The 20,410-nt window shown below is 62.6% G+C and carries 22 protein-coding genes; 8 read left to right on the top strand and 14 right to left on the bottom strand.

What is annotated here, in order from left to right:
* Positions 1-65: 65 nt before the first annotated feature.
* Positions 66-326 (top strand): PepSY domain-containing protein, encoded by a 261-nt coding sequence (locus YUU_RS0102165; RefSeq protein ID WP_027520872.1) that lies wholly within the window; start codon positions 66-68, stop codon positions 324-326.
* A gap of 164 nt (positions 327-490) precedes the next feature.
* Here YUU_RS0102165 and modC read toward each other — a convergent pair whose 3' ends face one another.
* The 6 genes from modC to mepA all read right to left on the bottom strand — a co-directional run bounded on the left by modC (position 491) and on the right by mepA (position 4,723).
* A complete protein-coding gene (modC, locus tag YUU_RS0102160) occupies positions 491-1,153 on the bottom strand; it encodes a molybdenum ABC transporter ATP-binding protein (protein ID WP_027520871.1) in 663 nt (220 codons plus the stop codon).
* 2 nt (positions 1,154-1,155) lie between these two features.
* A complete protein-coding gene (gene modB, locus YUU_RS0102155; protein WP_027520870.1) occupies positions 1,156-1,851 on the bottom strand; it encodes a molybdate ABC transporter permease subunit in 696 nt (231 codons plus the stop codon).
* Positions 1,852-1,864: 13 nt separating this feature from the next.
* The gene (gene modA / locus YUU_RS0102150) at positions 1,865-2,650 is read right to left on the bottom strand and encodes a molybdate ABC transporter substrate-binding protein (RefSeq protein WP_027520869.1); all 786 of its coding nucleotides are present in this window, start codon (positions 2,648-2,650) and stop codon (positions 1,865-1,867) included.
* 248 nt (positions 2,651-2,898) lie between these two features.
* Positions 2,899-3,405 carry a hypothetical protein gene (locus YUU_RS0102145; protein ID WP_027520868.1) on the bottom strand — a complete coding sequence of 169 codons (507 nt, stop codon included), beginning with the start codon at positions 3,403-3,405 and terminating at the stop codon, positions 2,899-2,901.
* Between the two features lies 1 nt (position 3,406).
* Positions 3,407-3,616: a molybdopterin-binding protein gene (locus tag YUU_RS0102140; protein WP_027520867.1), complete on the bottom strand. Its 210-nt coding sequence runs from the start codon at positions 3,614-3,616 to the stop codon at positions 3,407-3,409.
* A 162-nt stretch (positions 3,617-3,778) separates the two neighbouring features.
* A complete protein-coding gene (gene mepA, locus YUU_RS0102135; protein WP_027520866.1) occupies positions 3,779-4,723 on the bottom strand; it encodes a penicillin-insensitive murein endopeptidase in 945 nt (314 codons plus the stop codon).
* Between the two features lie 118 nt (positions 4,724-4,841).
* Between mepA and YUU_RS49915 the strand changes: the two genes are divergently transcribed.
* On the top strand, positions 4,842-6,686 hold the full coding sequence (locus YUU_RS49915; protein ID WP_051389582.1) for a tetratricopeptide repeat protein: 1,845 nt from the start codon (positions 4,842-4,844) through the stop codon (positions 6,684-6,686).
* 58 nt (positions 6,687-6,744) lie between these two features.
* Here YUU_RS49915 and YUU_RS0102125 read toward each other — a convergent pair whose 3' ends face one another.
* Positions 6,745-7,560, bottom strand: a complete 816-nt coding sequence (locus YUU_RS0102125) for a hypothetical protein (protein ID WP_156944042.1) — start codon at positions 7,558-7,560, stop codon at positions 6,745-6,747.
* Positions 7,561-7,696: 136 nt separating this feature from the next.
* Here YUU_RS0102125 and YUU_RS0102120 point away from each other — a divergent pair, with 136 nt between their 5' ends.
* The 3 genes from YUU_RS0102120 (at position 7,697) to YUU_RS0102110 (ending at position 11,781) form a co-directional block, all read left to right on the top strand.
* Complete coding sequence (locus YUU_RS0102120; RefSeq protein ID WP_035660740.1) at positions 7,697-8,383, top strand: hypothetical protein; 687 nt, start codon at positions 7,697-7,699, stop codon at positions 8,381-8,383.
* Between the two features lie 527 nt (positions 8,384-8,910).
* Complete coding sequence (locus YUU_RS0102115; protein ID WP_156944041.1) at positions 8,911-11,001, top strand: bifunctional diguanylate cyclase/phosphodiesterase; 2,091 nt, start codon at positions 8,911-8,913, stop codon at positions 10,999-11,001.
* A gap of 57 nt (positions 11,002-11,058) precedes the next feature.
* Complete coding sequence (locus YUU_RS0102110) at positions 11,059-11,781, top strand: RDD family protein (protein WP_027520862.1); 723 nt, start codon at positions 11,059-11,061, stop codon at positions 11,779-11,781.
* 7 nt (positions 11,782-11,788) lie between these two features.
* Here YUU_RS0102110 and YUU_RS0102105 read toward each other — a convergent pair whose 3' ends face one another.
* Positions 11,789-12,955, bottom strand: coding sequence for an acyl-CoA dehydrogenase family protein (locus tag YUU_RS0102105; RefSeq protein WP_027520861.1), 1,167 nt, complete (start codon positions 12,953-12,955; stop codon positions 11,789-11,791).
* Between the two features lie 453 nt (positions 12,956-13,408).
* On the opposite strand from YUU_RS0102105, the gene YUU_RS0102100 reads away from it, so the two are divergent.
* Positions 13,409-13,867 (top strand): cupin domain-containing protein, encoded by a 459-nt coding sequence (locus tag YUU_RS0102100; RefSeq protein WP_027520860.1) that lies wholly within the window; start codon positions 13,409-13,411, stop codon positions 13,865-13,867.
* A 200-nt stretch (positions 13,868-14,067) separates the two neighbouring features.
* Here YUU_RS0102100 and YUU_RS0102095 read toward each other — a convergent pair whose 3' ends face one another.
* Complete coding sequence (locus YUU_RS0102095; RefSeq protein WP_027520859.1) at positions 14,068-14,796, bottom strand: LuxR family transcriptional regulator; 729 nt, start codon at positions 14,794-14,796, stop codon at positions 14,068-14,070.
* A gap of 352 nt (positions 14,797-15,148) precedes the next feature.
* Here YUU_RS0102095 and YUU_RS0102090 point away from each other — a divergent pair, with 352 nt between their 5' ends.
* Entirely contained in the window at positions 15,149-16,120 is a 972-nt protein-coding gene (locus YUU_RS0102090) for a D-cysteine desulfhydrase family protein (RefSeq protein ID WP_198031681.1), read from the top strand.
* A gap of 107 nt (positions 16,121-16,227) precedes the next feature.
* On the opposite strand, the gene YUU_RS0102085 is transcribed toward YUU_RS0102090, so the two are convergent.
* The 3 genes from YUU_RS0102085 to YUU_RS0102075 all read right to left on the bottom strand — a co-directional run bounded on the left by YUU_RS0102085 (position 16,228) and on the right by YUU_RS0102075 (position 17,529).
* On the bottom strand, positions 16,228-16,458 hold the full coding sequence (locus tag YUU_RS0102085; protein ID WP_027520857.1) for a hypothetical protein: 231 nt from the start codon (positions 16,456-16,458) through the stop codon (positions 16,228-16,230).
* 56 nt (positions 16,459-16,514) lie between these two features.
* Complete coding sequence (locus YUU_RS56020; protein WP_084801308.1) at positions 16,515-16,802, bottom strand: hypothetical protein; 288 nt, start codon at positions 16,800-16,802, stop codon at positions 16,515-16,517.
* A gap of 529 nt (positions 16,803-17,331) precedes the next feature.
* Positions 17,332-17,529: a hypothetical protein gene (locus YUU_RS0102075; RefSeq protein WP_027520855.1), complete on the bottom strand. Its 198-nt coding sequence runs from the start codon at positions 17,527-17,529 to the stop codon at positions 17,332-17,334.
* A gap of 683 nt (positions 17,530-18,212) precedes the next feature.
* Here YUU_RS0102075 and YUU_RS0102070 point away from each other — a divergent pair.
* Positions 18,213-19,220 (top strand): ABC transporter substrate-binding protein, encoded by a 1,008-nt coding sequence (locus YUU_RS0102070; RefSeq protein ID WP_051389579.1) that lies wholly within the window; start codon positions 18,213-18,215, stop codon positions 19,218-19,220.
* 143 nt (positions 19,221-19,363) lie between these two features.
* Here the strand turns inward: YUU_RS0102070 and YUU_RS58295 are convergent, their stop codons facing one another.
* Positions 19,364-19,573 carry a hypothetical protein gene (locus YUU_RS58295; RefSeq protein ID WP_156944039.1) on the bottom strand — a complete coding sequence of 70 codons (210 nt, stop codon included), beginning with the start codon at positions 19,571-19,573 and terminating at the stop codon, positions 19,364-19,366.
* A 149-nt stretch (positions 19,574-19,722) separates the two neighbouring features.
* A complete protein-coding gene (locus tag YUU_RS0102060) occupies positions 19,723-20,244 on the bottom strand; it encodes a hypothetical protein (protein WP_027520853.1) in 522 nt (173 codons plus the stop codon).
* Positions 20,245-20,410: the final 166 nt, after the last annotated feature.

The following is a 20,410-nucleotide window of genomic DNA, read 5'->3' as shown; positions in this document are numbered from 1 at the left end:
TCGGAACACGGAACGCTCGCCTGTGCCCCTTGTTAGCCGCGTGGCAACTCAACAGGAGTGGTTCCATGCGAAAGTTCATCATCCCGATCGTCACGGTCCTTGCGCTCGGCGCGTCGGCGCCTGCCTTGGCCTTCGATTCCGGTGACCAGGTCTCGATGGAGGCCGCGCTCGGCATCGCTACCAACATCGGCATCAGGACCGTCTCGAACACCCAGTTCCTCGGCGACGAATGGCAAATCCAGGGCCGTGACCGCGCGGGCCGCTGGATGGAGGTCTATGTCGATGCCAACACCGGCGACGTGCGCAATGTTGAACGGGGGTGGTAAGCGTTACGCAATCTCGCTGTCATTGCCCGCGAAAGCGGGCAATCCAGTATTCCAGAGGCGCCAGTTATTTTATTGAGAGGCCGCGGCGTACTGGATTCCCCGCTTTCGCGGGGAATGACAGCGGAAGTTGAGGCAGGTGAGGTGCCTCAAGCAAGATCGCCTTCTCACGTCAGCACCTTCACCCCGCCGGACGATGTCACGCGGCCCTGGCGCAGCATCACGATCTGGGTGGCGAGTTGGCGAAGTTCGGCGGCGTCGTGGCTGACATAGACCATGGGCACGTTGGCCTCGTCGCGCAGCCGCACCAGATAGGGCAGGATCTCGAGCTTGCGGCCCTCGTCGAGCGCTCCGAGCGGCTCATCCAGCAGCAGCAGCCGCGGCCTGGACAACAGCGCGCGTCCGAGCGCGACGCGCTGGCGCTCGCCGCCGGAGAGCTTTCCGGGCCGGCGGTCGAGCAGGGCGCCGATGTCGAGCAGATCGACGATGCGTTTCTCCTGCGCCGGATCATGCGCGAGGCGGTTCATGCGCCGGCCATAGTCGAGGTTCTGCGCGACGTTCAGATGCGGAAACAACCGCGCATCCTGAAACACGTAACCGATGCGCCGGCGGTAGGCCGGCACGTGGATGCCGGCCGCAGTGTCGTCGACGACGTCACCGTCGATGACGATGCTGCCGCGGTCAGGCCGCAGCAGGCCTGCGATCATGTTGACCAGCGAGGTCTTGCCGGCGCCGGACGCGCCGAACAGGCCGGTGACGCGGCCTTCGCTGGCGAAGGATGCCTGAAGCGAGAATTCACCGAGCTGTTTTTCGACGTCGACGCGCAGCATGGTCAATTCCCGTGCAGCCGCGCGGTCGCGCGTCGCGCGAACCATTCGGCCGCAATCAGCGCGCCGAGCGCGAGCACGATCGAGATGATCACGAGCCGTCCCGCCGCGGCGTCGCCGTCCGGTGTCTGGATCAGCGAATAGATGGCGCTGGAGATCGTCTGGGTCTCGCCGGGGATGTTGGAGACGAAGGTGATGGTCGCGCCGAATTCGCCGATGGCCTTGGCAAAGCCGAGCACCATGCCGGCGAGCACACCAGGCAAAGCAAGAGGCAGCGTGACCGTCAAAAACACCTTCCATGGTGCCGCACCCAGCGTCTCCGCGGCCTGCTCGAGCCTGCGGTCGATCGCCTCGATCGAGAGCCGGATCGGTCGCACCAGGAGCGGAAACGACATGATACCGCAAGCGAGCGCGGCGCCGGTCCAGCGAAACGCGAAGACGATGCCGAGATAATCCGCAAGCAAGCCGCCGACGAGGCCGCGCCGGCCGAACGTCAGCAGGAGCAGATAGCCCGTGACGACCGGCGGCAGCACCAGGGGCAGATGCACCAACGCGTCGAGCAGCGACTTGCCCCAGAAGTCACGCCGCGCCAGCAGCCACGCCAGCGCGATGCCGAACGGCGTCGCCACCAGCGTCGCGATGACCGCGACCCGCAGGGAAAGCAGGATCGCGGTCCATTCGGCCGATGTAATCGCGGACATCAAGTCGCAAGCATCACGTCGTGGGACTGATCAGGAACTTGAACCCGTACTTCTCGAGGATGGTCTTGGCCGTCGTCGAGCGCAGGAAGGCGAGATAGTCAGAGGTCTCGCCCTTCGCGGTCGTGGTCGCGGCGACCGGATAGATGATCGCGGGATGCGAATCGGCCGGGAAGGTGCCGACGATCTTGACGCCGGGCTCGACCTTGGCGTCGGTCGAATAGACGATGCCGAGCGCGGCCTCACCACGCGCAACAAGCGTCAACGCGGCGCGCACGCTCTCTGCCATGGCGAATTTAGGCTCGGCGGCTTGCCATGCCCCTAACTTCTCCAGCGCGGCCTTGGCGTATTTTCCGACCGGCACCGACTTCACATCGCCGGTCGCGATCTTGCCGTCGCCGGCGAGCTTGGCGAGGTCAAAACCCTGGGCGATCGTGACGTTGTCAATCTTGGAATCCTTCGGAGCGATCAGCACGATGCTGTTGCCGAGCAAATTGACGCGGGTCGGCTCGTTGATGGTTTTTTTGCCGATCGCATAGTCCATCCAGTCGGTGTCGGCGGAGACGAACACGTCAGCCGGCGCGCCCTGCTCGATCTGCTTGGCCAATACCGAGCTCGCGGCATAGCTGACCGTGAACTTGACGCCGGTCTTGGCGGTGTAGGCCGCGTCGATCTCGTCGAGCGCGTTCTTCATCGAGGCGGCGGCGAAGACGGTGATGGTCTTGTCCTCGGCGGCCGCAGGCGAGAGGGCCGCACCAAGGAAGACCACGAAAGCGGTGAAAAGTCCGGCAAAACGAAACATGGATAGCGCTCCGTGCGAGGTCGCGCGCAAAAAAGCACGCGCAGATCTGGCGTGAGGTGGATTGGGGTGCGACGGCGGAAGCGCTGCTCCGCTAAGCCCCGCAACGGCTTACGGCCGGCAGGGATATCGCACTGCAAACATAGCAGGCTGGGGCTTACGGTAAAGGCGGCCGTTTGTCTAACGCATGATCCGGACCCGAAGGGCCGCGTCAGCGCAAAGTGCGCAGCGGCAGACACAATGTATCAGGCCTACTCCGCGGGCAGGATCGCGATCGACACCGAATTCTCCTTGGCGCCGCTGACCTGGAGCAGGAAAGGCTTGGCCGAAAGCTCATATTTCATGGTCTTGCGGATGCCGTTGCAATCGGTCGCGCCGCTGAAGCCCACGGGCTTGAGGAAATGGCCGTCCTGGACCACGTCGACCCAGGCGCCGGCCGACAGGCTGATCGTGTAGAGCCCCGCCTTGGGCGCCGTCTTGAAGCTCGCAAAGCCGGCAAAGGTGCCGTCCTTCGGCGCACGCTCAGGCGGGGAGGGCAACCTGGCTTCGCCAGGCGTCACCAGCGCCAGCGTGACGGCGGATGCCGGCACGGCCGCCTGCTCGCTCCCCGATGCGAGCTTGGTGTGATCAGGCGCGTTGAGCGCAGCGCGCTCCCGCTCGATCGGCCATTTGAACTTATCGCAGCCGCTCGGCTCTTCCGCCGCGAAAACGGGGGTGGCACCAAGCAGCAGCAAGGCAACAACCAGAGGTCTGTGCATCTCAATCCACCGCGATCATGACGTCGGACGCCTTGATCACGACCGTGACCTGCCCCTTTGCCTTGATGCCGAGATCGTCGACTGCTTCGTTGGTGATCGAGGACGTCACCATCGTGCCGTTGCCGATATCGACGCGGACATGGGACGTCGTCGCGCCTTTGGTGACCTCGACGACGGTACCTTTGATCTGATTGCGTGCACTGATGCGCATGGGGTTCTCACAATTGCTCTCGGCGCGGCGCCGTCGCCGCGCGCACGAATGGGGTGGTAGGTGAGGCGGGATGCGTATCCCGGCATAGCCGCCCGCTTACGGCAGGCAGCGACGTATTCTAACGCATTCGGGAGGCGATCGACCAGCCGGCTGACGAACTTGTTACGGCTTCGCGTCCGGTGCGCGCAGCACGGCTTTGCAGGCGGCGGGCATTTGTGCCAGCGTCATCGGCGGCTTCGGCTTGGGCGGGGTCGGCGGCGGCTTCGGATGCAGCACGCTATCGCTGAACCAGTAGGCGAGATCGGACGGCTTGCAGCCTTCGTCCTCGGATTGTGACGGCTGGCTCTGGCATTCGCCGGCGCCGGGCGGGCAGCGCATGCGGATGTGGAAGTGATAGTCGTGGCCCCACCACGGCCGGATTTTTGACAGCCAGGAGCGGTCGCCCTTGGCCTCGCGGCAGAGCGCCTTCTTGATCGCGGGATTGACGAAGATGCGCTGCACCGCCGGCTCCTGCGCCGCATCGCGCAGCACCAGCACGTGGCCAGGGGTGAACACGTTTGGATCGATGTCGAGCCGGTCCTCACGCACCATCATCACGGCGGACGTCTCTTCGCGCTCCTCTCGCGAGAGGCGATGGTCCGGCATCGGCGTCAGCCAGATGTCGGCATCGAGGCCGATCTGATGGCTGGCATGGCCCGACAGCGCGGGCCCGCCGCGCGGCTGGCCGATGTCGCCGACCAGGATGCCCGGCCAGCCGGCATCCTTGTGTGCCTTGGCCGCGAGGCGCTTGATCAGTGCGATCATGTCCGGGTGGCCCCAGTTGCGATTGCGCGACAGCCGCATCACCTGCCAGTTCTCGCCGTTGAGCGGCATCTGCGCCGCGCCGCCGATGCAGCCCTTGACGTAGGAGCCGATGACATGCGCCGGCCCCGTCGAGGGCAGCAGCTTTCGCGCGAACAACTCCTTGGCGCCGAGCTTGGGGTCGTTGGGATTGGCGAGCGGCGGCAGCGGTTTTGGGTTAACGCTGCCCTTGTCCTGAGCCAGCGCGCTGCCGGCGTTCAGGAGGACAAGCAAAAGCAGGAGGGGGGTGAGGCGGCAGGGACTCATGCTGCGCCCCTTATACCCCAATGCGACCTCGGGGTTAACTCGCGCCAGCTGAATGTGAACCGGAACAACAAAAACTGATACAAACTCGGGGATATCTGAGGTCAGCCAAGGACATTGCATGAGCCCCGCGGATTGGAGATATTGGAGCGCGCTTTTTGCCGCCACGATATTCTTGAGCCACTCAGCCGCCGCCACTGGCGAGTGTGACAGTCAAGACCCCGAGGCTGCGATCATAGACTGCACGCAGAGCATCGATTCTGGGAAATGGAAAGGCTCCCATCTGGCGGCTTTCTACACCAATCGAGCTGCCGCCTATCAAGCCAAGGGCGACCTCGACCGCGCCATGGACGACTTGAATGAGGCGATCCGTCTCGATCCCAAATTGGCCATGGCCCTCAACAATCGCGGCGCCGCCTATAACGAGCAGGGCGACAACGACCGCGCCATCGCCGACTACGATGCGGCGATCCGCATCGATCCCAAATTCGCCATGGCCTTCCAAAATCGAGGTAACGCTTACCACGACAAGGGCGACAACGACCGCGCCATCGCCGACTACAATGTGGCGATCCGGCTCGATCCCAAATCCGCCATGGCCTTCGTCAATCGAGGTAATGCCTTCAACGACAAGGGTGACACCGACCGCGCCATCGCCGACTTCAACGAGGCGATCCGTCTCGATCCCAAACGCGCCATTGCCTTCCTCAATCGAGGTAAGGCCTTCAGCGACAAGGGCGATAACGACCGTGCCATCGCCGACTACAGTGAGGCGATCCGACTCGATCCCACATTCGCCATTGCCTTCCAAAATCGAGGGAGTGCCTACTACGACAAGGGCGACAACGACCGTGCCGTCGCCGACTACGGCGAGGCGATCCGTCTCGATCCCAAACGCGTCAAAGCCTTCGTCGGTCGCGGTATGGCGTTTCGCGCCAAGGGCGACAACGACCGCGCCATCACCGACTACAGCGAGGCGCTCCGGCTCGATCCCAAACGCGTCGGCACCTTCCTCAATCGAGGTAACGCCTTCAGCGACAAGGGCGATAACGATCGTGCCATCGCCGACTACAGTGAGGCGATCCGTATCGATCCCACATTCGCCATGGCCTTCCAAAATCGAGGCAGCGCCTATCACGACAAGGGCGACAACGACCGTGCCGTCGCCGACTACGGCGAGGCGATCCGTCTCGATCCCAAACGCGTCAAGGCCTTCGTCGGTCGCGGTATGGCGTTTCGCGCCAAGGGCGACAACGACCGCGCCATCACCGATTACAGCGAAGCGCTCCGGCTCGATCCCGAACGCGTCGGCGCCTTCCTCGGCCGAGGTATAGCGTATCGCGCCAAAGGCGACAGCGACCGCGCCATCGCGGATTTCAATGAGGCGATCCGGCTCGACTCCAAAGAGGCCAACGCCTTCATGATTCGAGGCATGGCTTATCGCGCCAAGGGCGATGCCGACCGCGCGATGGCCGACTACAATGAGGCGATCCGGCTCGATCCGAAATCCTACATGGCCTACGTTCTCCGAGGGCGCTCATATTTCTTTGCCGGCTCGGCCGAAAAGGCGCTGGCCGATTTTAGCCGGGCAAGTGCGAATGCTCCGGAGGATGCCTATTCGGCGTTGTGGCTCGATATCGCCAGTCGGCGGAACAATCTCCCGAGCCGTCTGGTGCAAGCCAGCTCCAAGGTCGATATGACCGTCTGGCCGGCGCCGGTCATCAGATTGTTCATGGACCAGATGACGCCTGCTGCTGTCCTCGCTGCCATCGACGATCTGGACGCCGCCAAGAAGAAGGACAAAATCTGCGAGGTCCATTTCTACAGTGGGGAGCTTGCGCTGACGAAGGGGTTGAAGGATGAAGCAACTCGCTTTTTCCGTCAGGTCGTGAGCGATTGCCCGCAAGATTTCGACGAGCGGGATGGTGCCATTGCCGAACTGAAGGCGCTTGGCGCAGCGCCGTGAGCGCAAGTTTCTTGTTCGCGCCCGACGCCGTTGCCGGCGCAGTCTGCAAGACGTCGGATCACTTCACCGCTTGAAGCGCGGTCGTGAAGACGGCGAGATCGGTTCGCGCCATCTCGTCCGGCACCAGCTTGGGAAGGTCGGCGAGCTGTTCGATGACGCGCGCCCGATCCTGCGGCAGGAAAAAGTCTGCCCAGACCTCGCGCGTGTCGCGGATAGCGGCCGCCACCAGACGGGTGTTGGCGGGCTTGCCGCCGCTCTCGATCACCGAGCAGATGGCCTCGAGGATGTACTCGGCCATGTTTTTGCGGATGCCCGCGTACGCCTGCTCGCGCACGCGCGTGAGCTGTTCCGGCGCGAGCCCCGCCCGTGACATCTTCATCGAAACCGCCATGCGCGCCTGACCGCGGATCATGAAGTTCATCGCCGCCGCGTACTGGTCGCCATACTCGGTCATGTTGCGCTGGAGCGCCGCGAAATCGGGCTGCGGCCCCGGCTTCGAGCCGTAGAGGGTGAACAATTTGCTGGTCGCGTTTACGGCGTCCATCCAGTGGGGCAGCCAGTCAAGATCGCTCGCCTGCGCGGGGGGCAGCGCGTTGAAGGCGTCGAGATCGAAGATGCGGCCGAGAAGGGCTGCGACCTCCGGCCGGGTCAGGTCAGGCCGCTCATCCTTTTTCGTCACCCCATCGACATAGACCCGGAAGGCCTGCGCGGCCTCCTTCGCGGCGGCGACATCGCGCGCGCCGTCCTGCGCGAGCGCCGGCGAGGCGAGTGCGAGAAGGATGAGGAGGATTCTGACGATCGGCATGGGGAATCTCAATGGGCACGCGCCGCTGACCGCGACGATGGCCGTCGTTTGTCGCGGACCGCGCCGCAAAGGTTCACTGCCGATGGCCCGCTTGCGGCGGCGAAAACCGCCGCCAGTGCGCCCATAACGAACTAGATCGGGACTTGCGCGACCAATCGCATGACCGGATCAAAGGAGCCAGGAAATGAAGGACAGGACATTTTGCATGGGGACATCTTGGATCGGCCTGCTCGTTGCCTTGAGTATCGGCATCTGCAGTGCGGCGGCCGCCACGCCGCCGATAGCTCCGCCCTCGGGTTACAACATCGAAGACGAATACACCCGGAAATCGCCGGATGGCGCGGTGACGATCGAGCAATATCTGAACAAGGAGACGGACGACTGGAAATGGCAGTTCTGGGCGCGCCGGCAGGGCGCATTCACGCTGCTTGATCCGGAGCCGGCCGGCTATCCCGCGGGATTTGTCTTCACCAGCGATCTGAAATGGATCGTTCGCGGACAGAAGACCGGCTCGGGCGAGTCGACGCTCTATTTGTATCGCCTAACGCCGCAGGGCTATGTGCGCGCGAGCAAGAAGCCGCTCGGCGATCTCGCGTGGGACTATATGAAGTCTCGACCCGACTGGCGAAAGATCAGGAAGGCGCCGGAGTATCACGAGGCGGCGTATCTGCTGGAGGGGCTTGAGGACAACTATCGCGGGCTCGGCGTCGATTGGCCGGCGAACCGCTACCTTCTGATCGGCCTGTCGGGGGATGCCGACGTCAAGGGTCGCAAACACGAGCAGACCGGCGTGGTGAACGGCTGGCACTGCAGATATGACCTGGAGACCGGCAAGTTCGACGTGCCGCCAGTGTTTTCACGCGACAATGCGAAAGCTGTTGTGCCCAAATAGCCAGGCGCTGATTAGGGGGGCGATTAGGGTTCTCTGCGAAAACTCAGCCCCGACGGGGCTGACGGCGGCCTCTCTTAACGCCGCAATAACCGTATGTTGGATTGATCAAAATTCGTGCGATGACGTCAGGAACGGCGCTGCCCTGCATACAAACGGACACGTATTCGGAATCGATTCATAGGAAGCGCGCATTTTTGCGCCACCCCTCCTTCCAATAGCGACCACCGTATTCGCCTATCGCGACGGCCAACACGCGGTCGCCCCGCAAGCGAGCACGAAAGTACGATTCGCGCGGACGCAGAGCGGTGCGCTCGGCCGGCGGCGCGCTCAAGATTACTTTTTTTTCAGACACTTGTCGGACAACTTGCGACTGCTAAGCGCGAGTGGGACGGGCGAAGTTGAGTTTGGGCTCTCGAAAAGCAAGAAAGCGAAAGCGGACGGCGCTCACCTGGGCAGCCCGACGATCGCGCAAGCCCGCGTCGAAGCGCGCTGAGTTTCATGATGCGCCGGTCGAGATCGATGCCCTCGTGCAGAGCCGCGCGGAAGCCGAAGCTGCGATCGCGGATGCGCGCAAATCGCATGAGCGGCTGCGCCAGGCCATCGACATACTGCCGCAAGGCATCGTGTTTCTCGACCCCGAGGGGCGCTACGTCCTCTGGAACAAGAAATACGCCGAGATCTACGACAGGACCGCCGATCTGTTCGCGGAAGGCGCGCGGCTGGAGGATACGCTGCGCATCGGCGTTGCGCGCGGCGAATATCCTGACGCAGCCGGCCATGAAGAGGAATGGCTCGCCGAGCGGTTGCAAAAACTCTATCAGCCCGGCGGGCGTCACGAGCAGAAGCTTGCCGACGGCCGTGTCATCCTGATCGAGGAGCGCCTGACCGATGATGGCGGCCTCATTGGCCTGCGCGTCGACATCACCGAATTGAAGCAGCGCGAGGCTTCGTTCCGCCTGCTGTTCGACGGCAACCCCGTGCCCATGATCGTCTGCGCGCTGGACGACGAGCGCATCCTCGGCGTCAACGATGCCGCGGTCGCGCACTACGGCCACAGCCGTGCCGAATTCGAGAAGCTGACGATCCGCTCGTTGCAGGCCTTCGACAGCGAGCCGCCCTGGACCAGTGGCCGGAGCAGCGAGGAGCAGGCCGCGCGCACCTGGAAGCATGTGAAGGCCGACGGCGCGCTGATTGATCTCGCAATCTATTCGCGCGAATTGACCTACGCCGATCGGCCGGCGGTGCTGCTGGCGCTGATGGACATCACCGAACGCAAGCGCGCCGAGGCGCGGCTTGCCTTCATGGCCGAGCACGACGGTCTGACCGGGCTGCCGAACCGCAATCTGCTGCGTCAGCAGATCGACGAGATGCTGCTGCATACGCGCCGCAACGCGGAGAAGGTCGCGGTGTTGATGCTGGGCCTCGACAATTTCAAGGCGGTCAACGACACGCTCGGCCACGCGATCGGCGATAAGCTCCTGCGCGGCGTCGCCAAGCGCCTGCGCTCGACCCTGCGCGAGGAGGACGCGCTGGCGCGGCTCAATTCGGATGAATTCGTCGTCGTCCAGAGCGGCCTGACCCGCCCGGAAGATGCGGTGGGGCTCGCAAAACGGCTGCTGGAAGCCATCGCCGATCCCTATCTGCTCGACGGCCATTCCGTCGTGATCGGCGCTTCCATCGGCATCGCCATGGCGCCCGGCGACGGCGATGACTCCGAGAAGCTCTTGAAGAGCGCCGACATGGCGCTGTCGCGCGCCAAGCTAGATGCGCGCGGCACGTTCGCCTTCTTCGAGGCGGCGCTGCATGCGAAGGCGCAGAGCCGCCGCAAGATCGAGGTCGAGCTCCGCGACGCGATCCAGAACGACGTGCTGCGGCCGTTCTATCAGCCGCTAATCGACCTTTCGAGCGGCCGCATCACCGGCTTCGAGGCGCTGGTGCGCTGGCCGCATGCCGAGCGCGGCATGGTCTCGCCGGCCGAGTTCATTCCGGTCGCCGAGGACACCGGGCTGATCAACCCGCTCGGCGGGTTGATGCTGCGCCGGGCCTGCGCGGATGCTGCGACCTGGCCGGACGACGTCCGCGTCGCCGTCAACCTGTCGCCGCTGCAATTCCGCAGCGGCAATCTGCTCTCGATGGTCACCGAGGCGCTGAAGCATTCCGGCCTGCCGCCGCGCCGGCTCGAGCTCGAGATCACCGAGACGCTGCTGCTGGAGAAGAGCGCCCAGGTGCTGGCGACGCTGCATGCCCTGCGCGCGCTTGGCGTGCGGATCTCCATGGACGATTTCGGCACCGGCTATTCCAGCCTCAGCTACTTGCGCAGCTTCCCCTTCGACAAGATTAAGATCGACCAGTCGTTCGTGCGCGATCTCGGCGCCAACCGCGAATCGCAAGCGATCATCCGCTCCATCGTCAGCCTCGGCAAAGGCCTGGGCGTCACCATCACCGCCGAGGGTGTCGAGACCGAAGCCGAGCTGAGCTGCCTGCGCGCCGAAGGCTGTCATGAGGGGCAGGGCTTCCTGTTCAGCAAGGCGCGTCCCAATACCGAGATCGTCAGCCTGCTCGCGGCGCAGCGCGGGGCGGACGTGCCGGGCGACGCGGGCGCCGCGCTGGTCGCCTGATTGAACCTGTGGTCGTCGTCCGGCGTCTGATCATTGGATCAGCATCGGAACGGACCCATGAGCCTCAATGACCAAGCCCTAACGGATGGGCCGCGTTATGCCCGCTTCTCGCGGCGGCTGAAGGCTATCCTGCTCGACTGGATGCTGGCGATGGCCCTGCTGTTCGGGGCCGTGGCGCTGGCGAGCAACGCGCAGAGCGATACGCTGGCCCGAATCCTCGGTGTGTCGGTCGTCGTAATTCTGCTGCTTTACGAGCCGGTGCTGGTCTGGTGGACCGGCGGTACGCTCGGGCACTTCTGGGCCAATTCGCGCGTTGTCGACGACCACGGCGGCAACCTGAGCTTGGCAAAGGCGCTGGCTCGCTTCGCCGTCAAGAGCGTGCTGGGCTGGTACTCCTTCCTGACCATGACCGCCACCCGACGCAACCAGGCGGTTCACGATCTCCTGACCCATTCCACCGTGCAGATACGCAATCCGCTCAAGGCCAAGCCGGGACAATTCGTTACCGAACGAAGCGAGGACGACCCGGCGATGCCTTCTCGATTGCGGCGTGCGCTCGTGACGGCGGTCTATCTCGTCCTCGCCGTCCTGTTCTATTTCGGCGTGCTCGCGGCCCTGCTTCGGGCTGGCCTCTTGTCCCGCGCCTGCCTCGATCGTGATGTCTGCTCGGGAGGCGACCGCATCGTCGACTTCGCCACGGCCGTTGCCTTCCTTCTGATGATTGCTCTCATCATCGGCATGGGCTGGCGAGGCAGGCTGCCCGGCGCGCGCAAGGCGTAAACAAGATTCAGTAGCTGGTTTCGACGCCGGCCGACAAAATCGCGTTACCCACATCCTCGTAATGCGTGTCGCGCGCCTGGATCTGCTGGGCAATCGCGTGCATGTCGCGGAAGCGCCGCTCGAACGGGTTGTTGCGAAACACCGCGGTCGCACCCGCCATGTGATAGGCGGTATCGACCACCTTCGCTGACTGCTGGATGGTCCAGGTCGATGCCAGCCGCACGGCCGAGCGATGCGGCTCCTTGAATTCGCCTGACGCGGTCAGCTCGCGCCACATCGCGCCCGCCGTCGTATAGAGATAGGCGCGCGCGGCGCGCAGATCGCCTTCGGTGCGGCCGATCAGGCCTTGTACGGCGGCATTGTCGCGCATCGCCTTCGCAGCGAGCGACTGATGCTTGCCGCGCGCGAGCGTGATTGCCGCATCCAGCGTCGCCCGCGCGACGCCGAGCGAGACCGCGGCAAAGCCGAGGCTGAAAGCCGAGCCGGTGCCGAGCCCGTAGAGCGGTCCGGTTTCGCGCAACGCAGACGGCACGTCGCGGAACGTCGCGAACCGCTCGGGGATGAAGAGATCGCTGACCTCATAGGAATCGGTGCCGGTGCCGGCGAGGCCGATCGCATGCCAAACGTCATGCAGCGTGGCGCTTGCGACCGGAAACAGGATGGTGCGCGCCTCCGGCGAGCCATCGGCATTTTTGCGCGGCTCGCCGTCAGTGCCGACGATGCGGACATGCGCGCCCAGCCAGCTTGCCTGCCGCGAGCCCGAGGCAAAATCCCAGCGTGCCGTGACGCGGTAGCCGCCCTCGACCGCGCGCGCCTCATGCGCAACCGCGCCCCAGGCGAGGATGCCGGGCGGCGTGTTGAAGATCTCGCGCGCCGTGTCGTGGTCGAGCGAGGCCGCGATCATCGCGCAGACGCCGCACTGTCCGAGGCACCAGGCGACCGACGCGTCGGCCTTGGCGACCTCTTCCAGCATCTGCATGAAGACTTCGGGCGCGGCCTCGGCGCCGCCAAGGCTCTGCGGCAGCAGCGCGCGGTAAAGCCCGTTCTCGATCAGAGCTGCGACGACGGGCTGCGTCAGCCTCCGCTCGCGCTCGATTGCATCCGCCTCGCGTCCAATCAGCGGCGCAAGCGCCCGTGCCCGTTCGGCCAGGCCAAATCCGGGAAGTTGGGTCATCCGCGTTTCCTCGCCCATTCTTGTCGTGAGCTGTGAGGACGGGGATGGTGGTCTATTTGGCGGGTAGGATCAAGGCGAGAGACCCCTCGTTCCGGGGCAACGCATCGGCGTCGAGCCCGGCATTCCGCTTACGGGACAGAAGCGGACATCAACCGGCCGACGACCCAGCCGAATCCGTCGAGAATGACCCAACTCCGGCATCCAAGGCAGAGGAAGGAGCATGGCACTCTGGCGGACGGCGGGGGTCCAGGTGATGATGCACTAGAGGAGGCAGCAGACATCTGCCCGCCTCGCCGAAGTGGGTACTACTTTAGAGTGTCAACGAAATATGTGATTGCGGCAAACTGCCCTCTTCACCGCTTCCGCCGAAAAACTGATTGTACAGCTCCGCCGGGGAAAAGTGGCATTGGCTGCTTTTGAAACCTGCGATTTTGTTTTCGTTGGAGGTGATTAATGTCGCTCGCGTTGGTTGAAGCTGCGCATTCCGGGTTGGAGCTCGATCTGTCGCCGATTGAGCCATCCTGGATCATTGAAGGCAATCCGGAAGCTCGCTCGCGCCTGCTGTCGACGAGCGCATGCAACACTGCCAAGACCCTCATCTGGTCCTGCACTGGAGGCAAGTTCAACTGGTACTACGACCTCGACGAGACCATCATAATCCTCGAAGGCTCGATCGTGCTTGAGAGCGAGGGTATGCCGCCGAAGCGCTATGGCGTTGGTGACGTGATTTATTTTCGCAGGGGTGCGCGCGTCAAATGGCACGTCGAGGGTTATGTGAGGAAGCTCGCCTTCCTCCGGCTGAATAATCCGTTCCCCTTCGGCATCGCCATCCGCGCAGTCAACAAGCTCAAGTCCTTAATCGCGCGGAACAGCCCGGTGATTGCGGCGGCTGGCATCGTCATTCCGGAGTAGGATCGCACTTCCGGTTGGTTCGTCGCGACATATCGCGCGGCGGTGCCGGCTTGATCGAAAGCGGGGCAAAGCGGACGGAGCCTCACGCCAACGGCTTTATCGGTACACGGCAGGCCGGTACCTTGCGGTCGATCAGGCTGCTTGCCGTGTGCGGCCTGTCGCAAATCCGGCGGCGGCGTCTCACTCACGCTGGAACGCTACTACGGCTGGATGATCCTGTCGCGCATCGCAATCATCACAGCCTGCGTGCGGGTTACCGCACCCAATTTTTTGCAACAGTTCTTGATGTGCTCCTTCACCGTCCGCTCGGTTATATTCATCGCCTCTGCGATCTGATCGCTCGTCCGGCCGAGGGCCGCCAGCGTCAGCACCTCGCGCTCGCGCTCCGATAGGATGATGTGCGGCGCGTCAGGCGTGCCGCGCAACCTGAGCACCTGATCAAACGCGTACAGCGCCATGAAATGCAGCGCAGGCAGGTCATGCTCCGGCAGCTCGACCTCGTGGCCGCCGAACCATACCTGGCCCAGCCGGCCAGCGGGTGAGGCGACCGGGACCACGTATCCATCCTGCAGGCCCCAGTCCCGTGCCCGCTGCACCATCTCGACCATCCTCGATTCAAGCAGCGCGTCATAGGGGGCTTCCTTGACCCATCGAAAGGGTCGAGTCGCCGTCCTGGAATGTCGGACAGCGGGATCAGCATGAACGTAATCGTTTTCGATATAGTGCTTCACCCAACCGTCCGGGAACTCGTCACCAAGGATGATATCTTCGGTGCGCTCGTCTGCTCTGAGGGTGACGAAGCTGAAGCAGAAATACTCGAAGCCGTGCTGCCTGAGCGCTTCGCGCAATGCATCCATGATGCCTGCAGTCTCGGGAATCCGCTGCAGTTTCTCGACGAACTCGAATGCGCGATCGCGAATGTTTTCCACTGGCTCTCTCTCGGCTATGTGGCAGTCTCACAAGTGCTTCCCTCTGTGCCCTTGTAACATGGCGGCGGTTTTCCGCCCTCTACAGAGGTGCGCCAACGCCTTTCCTAAGCAAGCGATGTAGTGTGACAGCCACGCTGCCCCAATGCAGCTTCACTTTTTCACTCAGAACCGAGAAGCGAGAAAGTCTCACTCAATGGGGTGCTTCCGCAGGTGGCCCGGAGCCGACCTTTCTAGCGCCTCCAGGCGAAGGCCGCTGCTGACCCTTGCGGAAGTCGGCAGCCTCTGTACTTTCGACGACATGATGACGGCAGACGCATCGGTTCTAGCCTCCAAGCTGTCGGTGTTTCCGCGCATGGGGCTCGCGAGCCTGCCCACACCTCTCGAGCCAATGAGGCGGCTTACCGCGTATCTGGGCGGGCCACGTCTATGGGTCAAGCGTGAGGACGCGACCGGTCTCGGCTTTGGCGGCAACAAGCTGCGCAAGCTCGATTACGTGCTTCACGACGCCGTCGCGTCCAAGGCTGACGTGCTGGTCTCTGGTGGCGTCGTCCAGTCGAACAGCCAGCGCCAGGTCGCTGCCGCTGCAGCCAAGCTCGGGATGGAGTGCCATCTTGCTGTCTACCACGGTCGTGTGGCTCCGCCGGCCCCTGAGTACGAAACTTCGGGAAATGCGCTCCTCAACCGGTTGTTCGGCGCGCATCTCCATGACGTACCGTGGACGGGAAATCGCAACGCTGCGATTGAGGAACTGGGAAACCGGCTCAGGGCAGAAGGTCGTCGGCCTTACGTCGTGCCATACGGTGTTTCCAATCCACTCGGCGCGATTGCCTACGCATCGACAATTGTGGAGATCGCGGAGCAGTCGCGGGGACTCGGCATTCGCCCCGCCGCGATCGTACATTGCACCGGTAGTGCGGGAACCCAAGCCGGTCTTGTTGTCGGGGCATCGGTTGCGATGCCGGAGACGCGGATCATCGGTGTCGACGTCGATGCCGAACCCGAGCGCGTGCGTTCCGACGTTATCACCTACGCAAGAGCCGCAGCCGATTTGATCCGTGCCGATTTCGACGAGAACCATGTCGAGGTCGTCGCCGGGCACGCCGGTCCGGCTTATGGCGTGCCGCATGCAGCAACCATCGAGGCCATCAAGCTTGCGGGAGCGCTCGAAGCTTTGCCCGTAGACCCGGTCTACTCCGGAAAGGGCTTGGCCGGCCTGATCGCGCTTGTTCGAGCGAAGCGATGGCAGCCCGACACGGATGTTGTTTTCATTCATACCGGCGGAGCCCCGGCTCTGTTCGCCTACCAGAGTGTGCTCGACATTTGATCGGTCCATTCGCTTGTCCGCTCATGGCCTCCAGCGGCGGTTGGCGGATGTCGGCCAACCCGCCGCTTTGAGGATAACCTCGGGATAACCTCGGCGTTCGCGTCAATTTACGCGGCGCGGTCCTTGTCTGACTGTTCCTCTACGGCGGCCGCGGTTTCGTCCAACCCCTTTTCGTAATTGCCCGTGAACCTCTCAATATTATCGGCCCACATTCTCAGCATCGAGACCTGAAAGTGCATGATCGGCTTCAAGGCATTCATGCCGATTGCTGTTGCTGCGGTGATGCGCTTCTGTGAGTCGTGCGCGAAACGGTTTGCGTTAGCGGTCTGATCTGCCATGCGTTCGCTCCTTCGCTCTGGTGTTATGGCCTAAAGCCAAGTCCTAAAGCCAAGTGCTAAAGCCGAGTGTCGGGTTGTGCACTGCGTGATCCCAAGCACTCGGCCAACACTCGATCTGCCGCGAATCTCGCAGCTCGGTCGTCATGCAGTTCGTCCAGGTTTTTCAAGTAAGCGACTGCCGCTATTTGCAAGAGATCGAAATCAGATTGGCCGGTATCACGCAGATTGGTGACGTAGCGATAGAGGGCGGAACGCCTGTCGTCGTTCTCGCTGACACCGCTGTGGAGCAGCAGGTAGTTCCGCCAGGCGAACGCACACGCACCTTCCATTGCCTGAGAAGTCATGGGCACCTCCCAAAGGCCAGAGAAAGACTGACGACCCGTTTCGTTCCGCGGATCTTTCAGATGTAACGTTGTTCCGTAGCTGCGCCGCAAGGTGGTTGCACGCGGTCGATGTCGATACGGCAGTCGGCAGCTGTCCATTACACAATCGGTCAATACGATTGGCTGTTCAAACGGCGTCGGGCCGGGCCTTTCGAGTGACGGGCTTACCCGAATGACCGAGCGCGTGTTCCCTAGAAAAGACGCTGCAGAACATGCGAGACTTCCGGTTCAGGCTCTTCGTTTCGCAAGGGCTGAAGGCGAGGGCGCTGGCGCCTTAATTGTGCATGGCGATGCTGTATTCTCGTGCGGCTCGCGCAGCAAATGCCGCTTGAAGCAAAAGCCTCTTTTTTCTGCCGCACAACCCCAAGGTGCTAGTCTCGTTATCCATTAGCGTGGCCCTTATTCTTGGCCGCCGCCAATGAGGTCGCGGAATGAGGAGCGTTTTCTCGACAAGTGTTGCCGTGCGGCTGACGATACTCGCAGTTTCGGCTCAAAAAGCGAGCGCCGATCGGACGCCGATCAGACAAGGTGATCGAATGAGGCGGCTAGAGCTTCTGATTGCGCTCGTCGGTAGCGCAGCGCTGTCGCCGTTCGTGGCACGCGCGCAGTCGCGTGCGCCGATGGCGCGGATTGCGATGTACAGTGCCACCGAACCTTTGGCCTCGATGTCTTCCATCTTGCGGGCCATCAGCGAACCCGCGGGACGAGCTTTCCTTCAGGGTTCTCCATGTCCCGTCCGCCTCGAGGTTTGGGTTCTGGTCGCCTCAAATACTGCAATACGGTGATCAAGACACCATAGCTCGATGGCGTTGGTGTCAACCAATTGCCGGGCGCGCTCTCTTGCTTCCTGCTCGTCGGCGCAGTTCAGATTGGCCACGCTTATAACGTGGCGGTCCTGATCCAAAAGGTAAGCTCGGTAGTGTGCCATCCCCACGCTCCCAGCTGAGAAAACAGTACTCCACGGCGCAAAGGGAGACTACGGTGATCTGATGCTCGCGTGTTCACGCTTGATGTCTATCCATCTCAAGGCCGCTTTGACGGAGGAGCCTGACCGCGCGCGAATACCGCTGTGAGCTGATCCTGCCGGATCAATGCCCGCGACGCCACAGGCAAAATGTCAACGTGTCGTTGAAGTGGCGGCCGTTCTCATTGATCCAGCGGGAAGGATCAAGGTGAGAGGCTCCTCGCTCAGGGCGACGTATCAGCGTCGAGTTTGGCATCTCGCTTACAGGATAGAAGCAGCATCAACCGGCCGATGGCCCCGAGAAATTCGTTGAAAATGACCCAGCTGGGACATTGGGCCGCGGCCTGTGGATCTTGGATCAAAGCTGATTCCACCCATCTGACGGGGTGCTCGTTTGAGCCAATAAGATGCTTCATCAAGAGCTTGCGAAGATGCGACGACGTGAGCTCATAGCAGCGATTGCTACCACCGTAGCAGCCTGGTCGCTGGCCGTGCGGGCGCAGCAAGGTGGGCAAAAACTTCGTCGTATCGGACACTTAATCGGAGGAACGCAGGCAGGAACGTTGCGGGTTAGCGTCGGGCTAATCGAGGGTCTGCGCGATTTGGGATATATTGAGGGCCGCGACTACATCGTCGAGTATCGGTACGCCGAAGGGCACTACGACAGATTTCCTGATCTTGCGGCCGAACTGGTTCGTTTGAACGTTGACGTCATCGTATTGGGCACGCCTGCAGCCATTCCCGCGATGCGGAAGGCAACGAGTACAATCCCGATTATCATGGCTGTCGTGAGCGATCCGGTCGGTAATGACTTCGTCTCGAGCCTCGCGAGGCCGGGCGGCAATATCACTGGCCTCGCGACCTCCCATGAGAGCACGACCGCAAAGCAGATTGAACTGTTGTCCGAGATTCTGCCGAAGCTTTCGCGCGTCGGGATTCTTGCCAACCCGGACAGCCCTACTGTCCCGAACCTGGTAGCGGCTCGGGAAGCGGCTCGGCAAGCCGTTGTTGAACTCGTTCAGGCGGACGCGCGAAACGCAGACGAAATCGACGTCGCATTCGTCAAGTTTTCCCATGAGCGGATCGAAGCGGCTGTCGTTATCCCTGACTCCGTCTTTGCCTTGCATCGCAGGCGCATTGCGGAGCTGGCGATGAAGGCCCGGCTGCCGACGATGTTCGGTCACCGCGAATACGTGGTTGATGGGGGAACTTTCAGCTATGGCGAGGATATTAAGGATTTCCTCCGCCGGTCGGCGGTTCTCGTCGACAAGATTTTCAAGGGCGCTAAGCCCGCCGATTTGCCGATCGAGCAACCCAACCGGTTTTTTCTAACTGTCAATCTCACCACAGCGAAGTTGATCGGATTAAACCTCCCCGAATCATTCCTGTTGCGCGCCGACGAGGTGATCGAATAGGAGGCAAGGAATGATCTTGCAGAAATGTCGCAGTTTGGCCCTTCGCGACATACTACGCCGTCGCGCGCACTTGACCGCTAACGGGGCAATGCGGACGGAGCCTTCGTCGCGTCACGCCAACGGGTTTTTGGGTACGCAGCCTATCAGGCCGGCGCTTTCCGGCCGATCAGGCCGAACACGATCATCACGATACTGATGCCGCCGATGGCGCCTGAGACTTCGCCGACCGTGCGCATCAGGGCGACGGGATCGTTGGACCACGGCGTCATGTCCCGCATGGACAGGAAGAACAAGGCGGCCAGAGCCAAGAGCACGACGCCTACGGCAATCAATCGCCAGTTTCGCTTCCGCATGACAGCCTCTCCCCTGTGCCGCCCCCAGGCGGACGCGGCAGATCACTCAGCAGAAGATAGTGTCGTTGATTTCGGTTCGGGTTCGATCAGCCCACGAAATAAAGCTGGGCTCGGCGATCCATCTTCACCGACGCAAGTAACGTCGAACGCTATTTGCTGTCGGCTTCCCGCCGGAGTGTCCAGATCCAGCCGGCGAAGGTCGCGACCAGCACGGGATAAGCGTAGGTCGGCAACGGTGTGGACGTTGGCGCTAGCGGCTCACCCCAGAAAATTCTCGCCGCGGTGACGATGAACAGGACCGCGCTAACGATGCCGAGGATTCGGATTGGCGTGGCGAACAGCCCTGGAATGCTGATGAGGAGAAGCGCCGTCCCCCAAAGAGCGCTGCCGGCGGCAAATGCCGGGATGCTGCCTGCAAGACCCGCGGCCGGGCCTGACAGCATGATGACACCCTCGCCAATGGCAAAAACCAGAAAGCCGCCGGCGACAACGTCATGTCCTGCGCGAAAGTATTTCGTGGCGAGCAATGCTGCGGCCATCACAAGTCCCGAGCCGTCGATCGCCCACAGAATCGCCTGCACGTTCTGTTGCGTGACCATGGCCCCCGCCATTCCGAGGGCGCCACCAAGTGCAAGGCCTACGGCCGCGATAAGGTTGATCGAACGATGCATCGTCTTCCCCCAGCAGGACTGTACCGGTCCCACGGGCTGCGATGATGCCATCATGCCGGTGATTTGCCCGACGTGTCAAATGGATTTCGTAAAATCGGAAAGCGCCGTGCCGGCAGTCGCCGGCTACTTTGCATGGGGTTGTTTTCGAGCTTTTTGTTTGCCCGGC

Source organism: Bradyrhizobium sp. Ec3.3, assembly GCF_000472925.1.
Lineage (GTDB): Bacteria > Pseudomonadota > Alphaproteobacteria > Rhizobiales > Xanthobacteraceae > Bradyrhizobium.
This window is presented reverse-complemented; position numbering and strand designations above follow the sequence as displayed.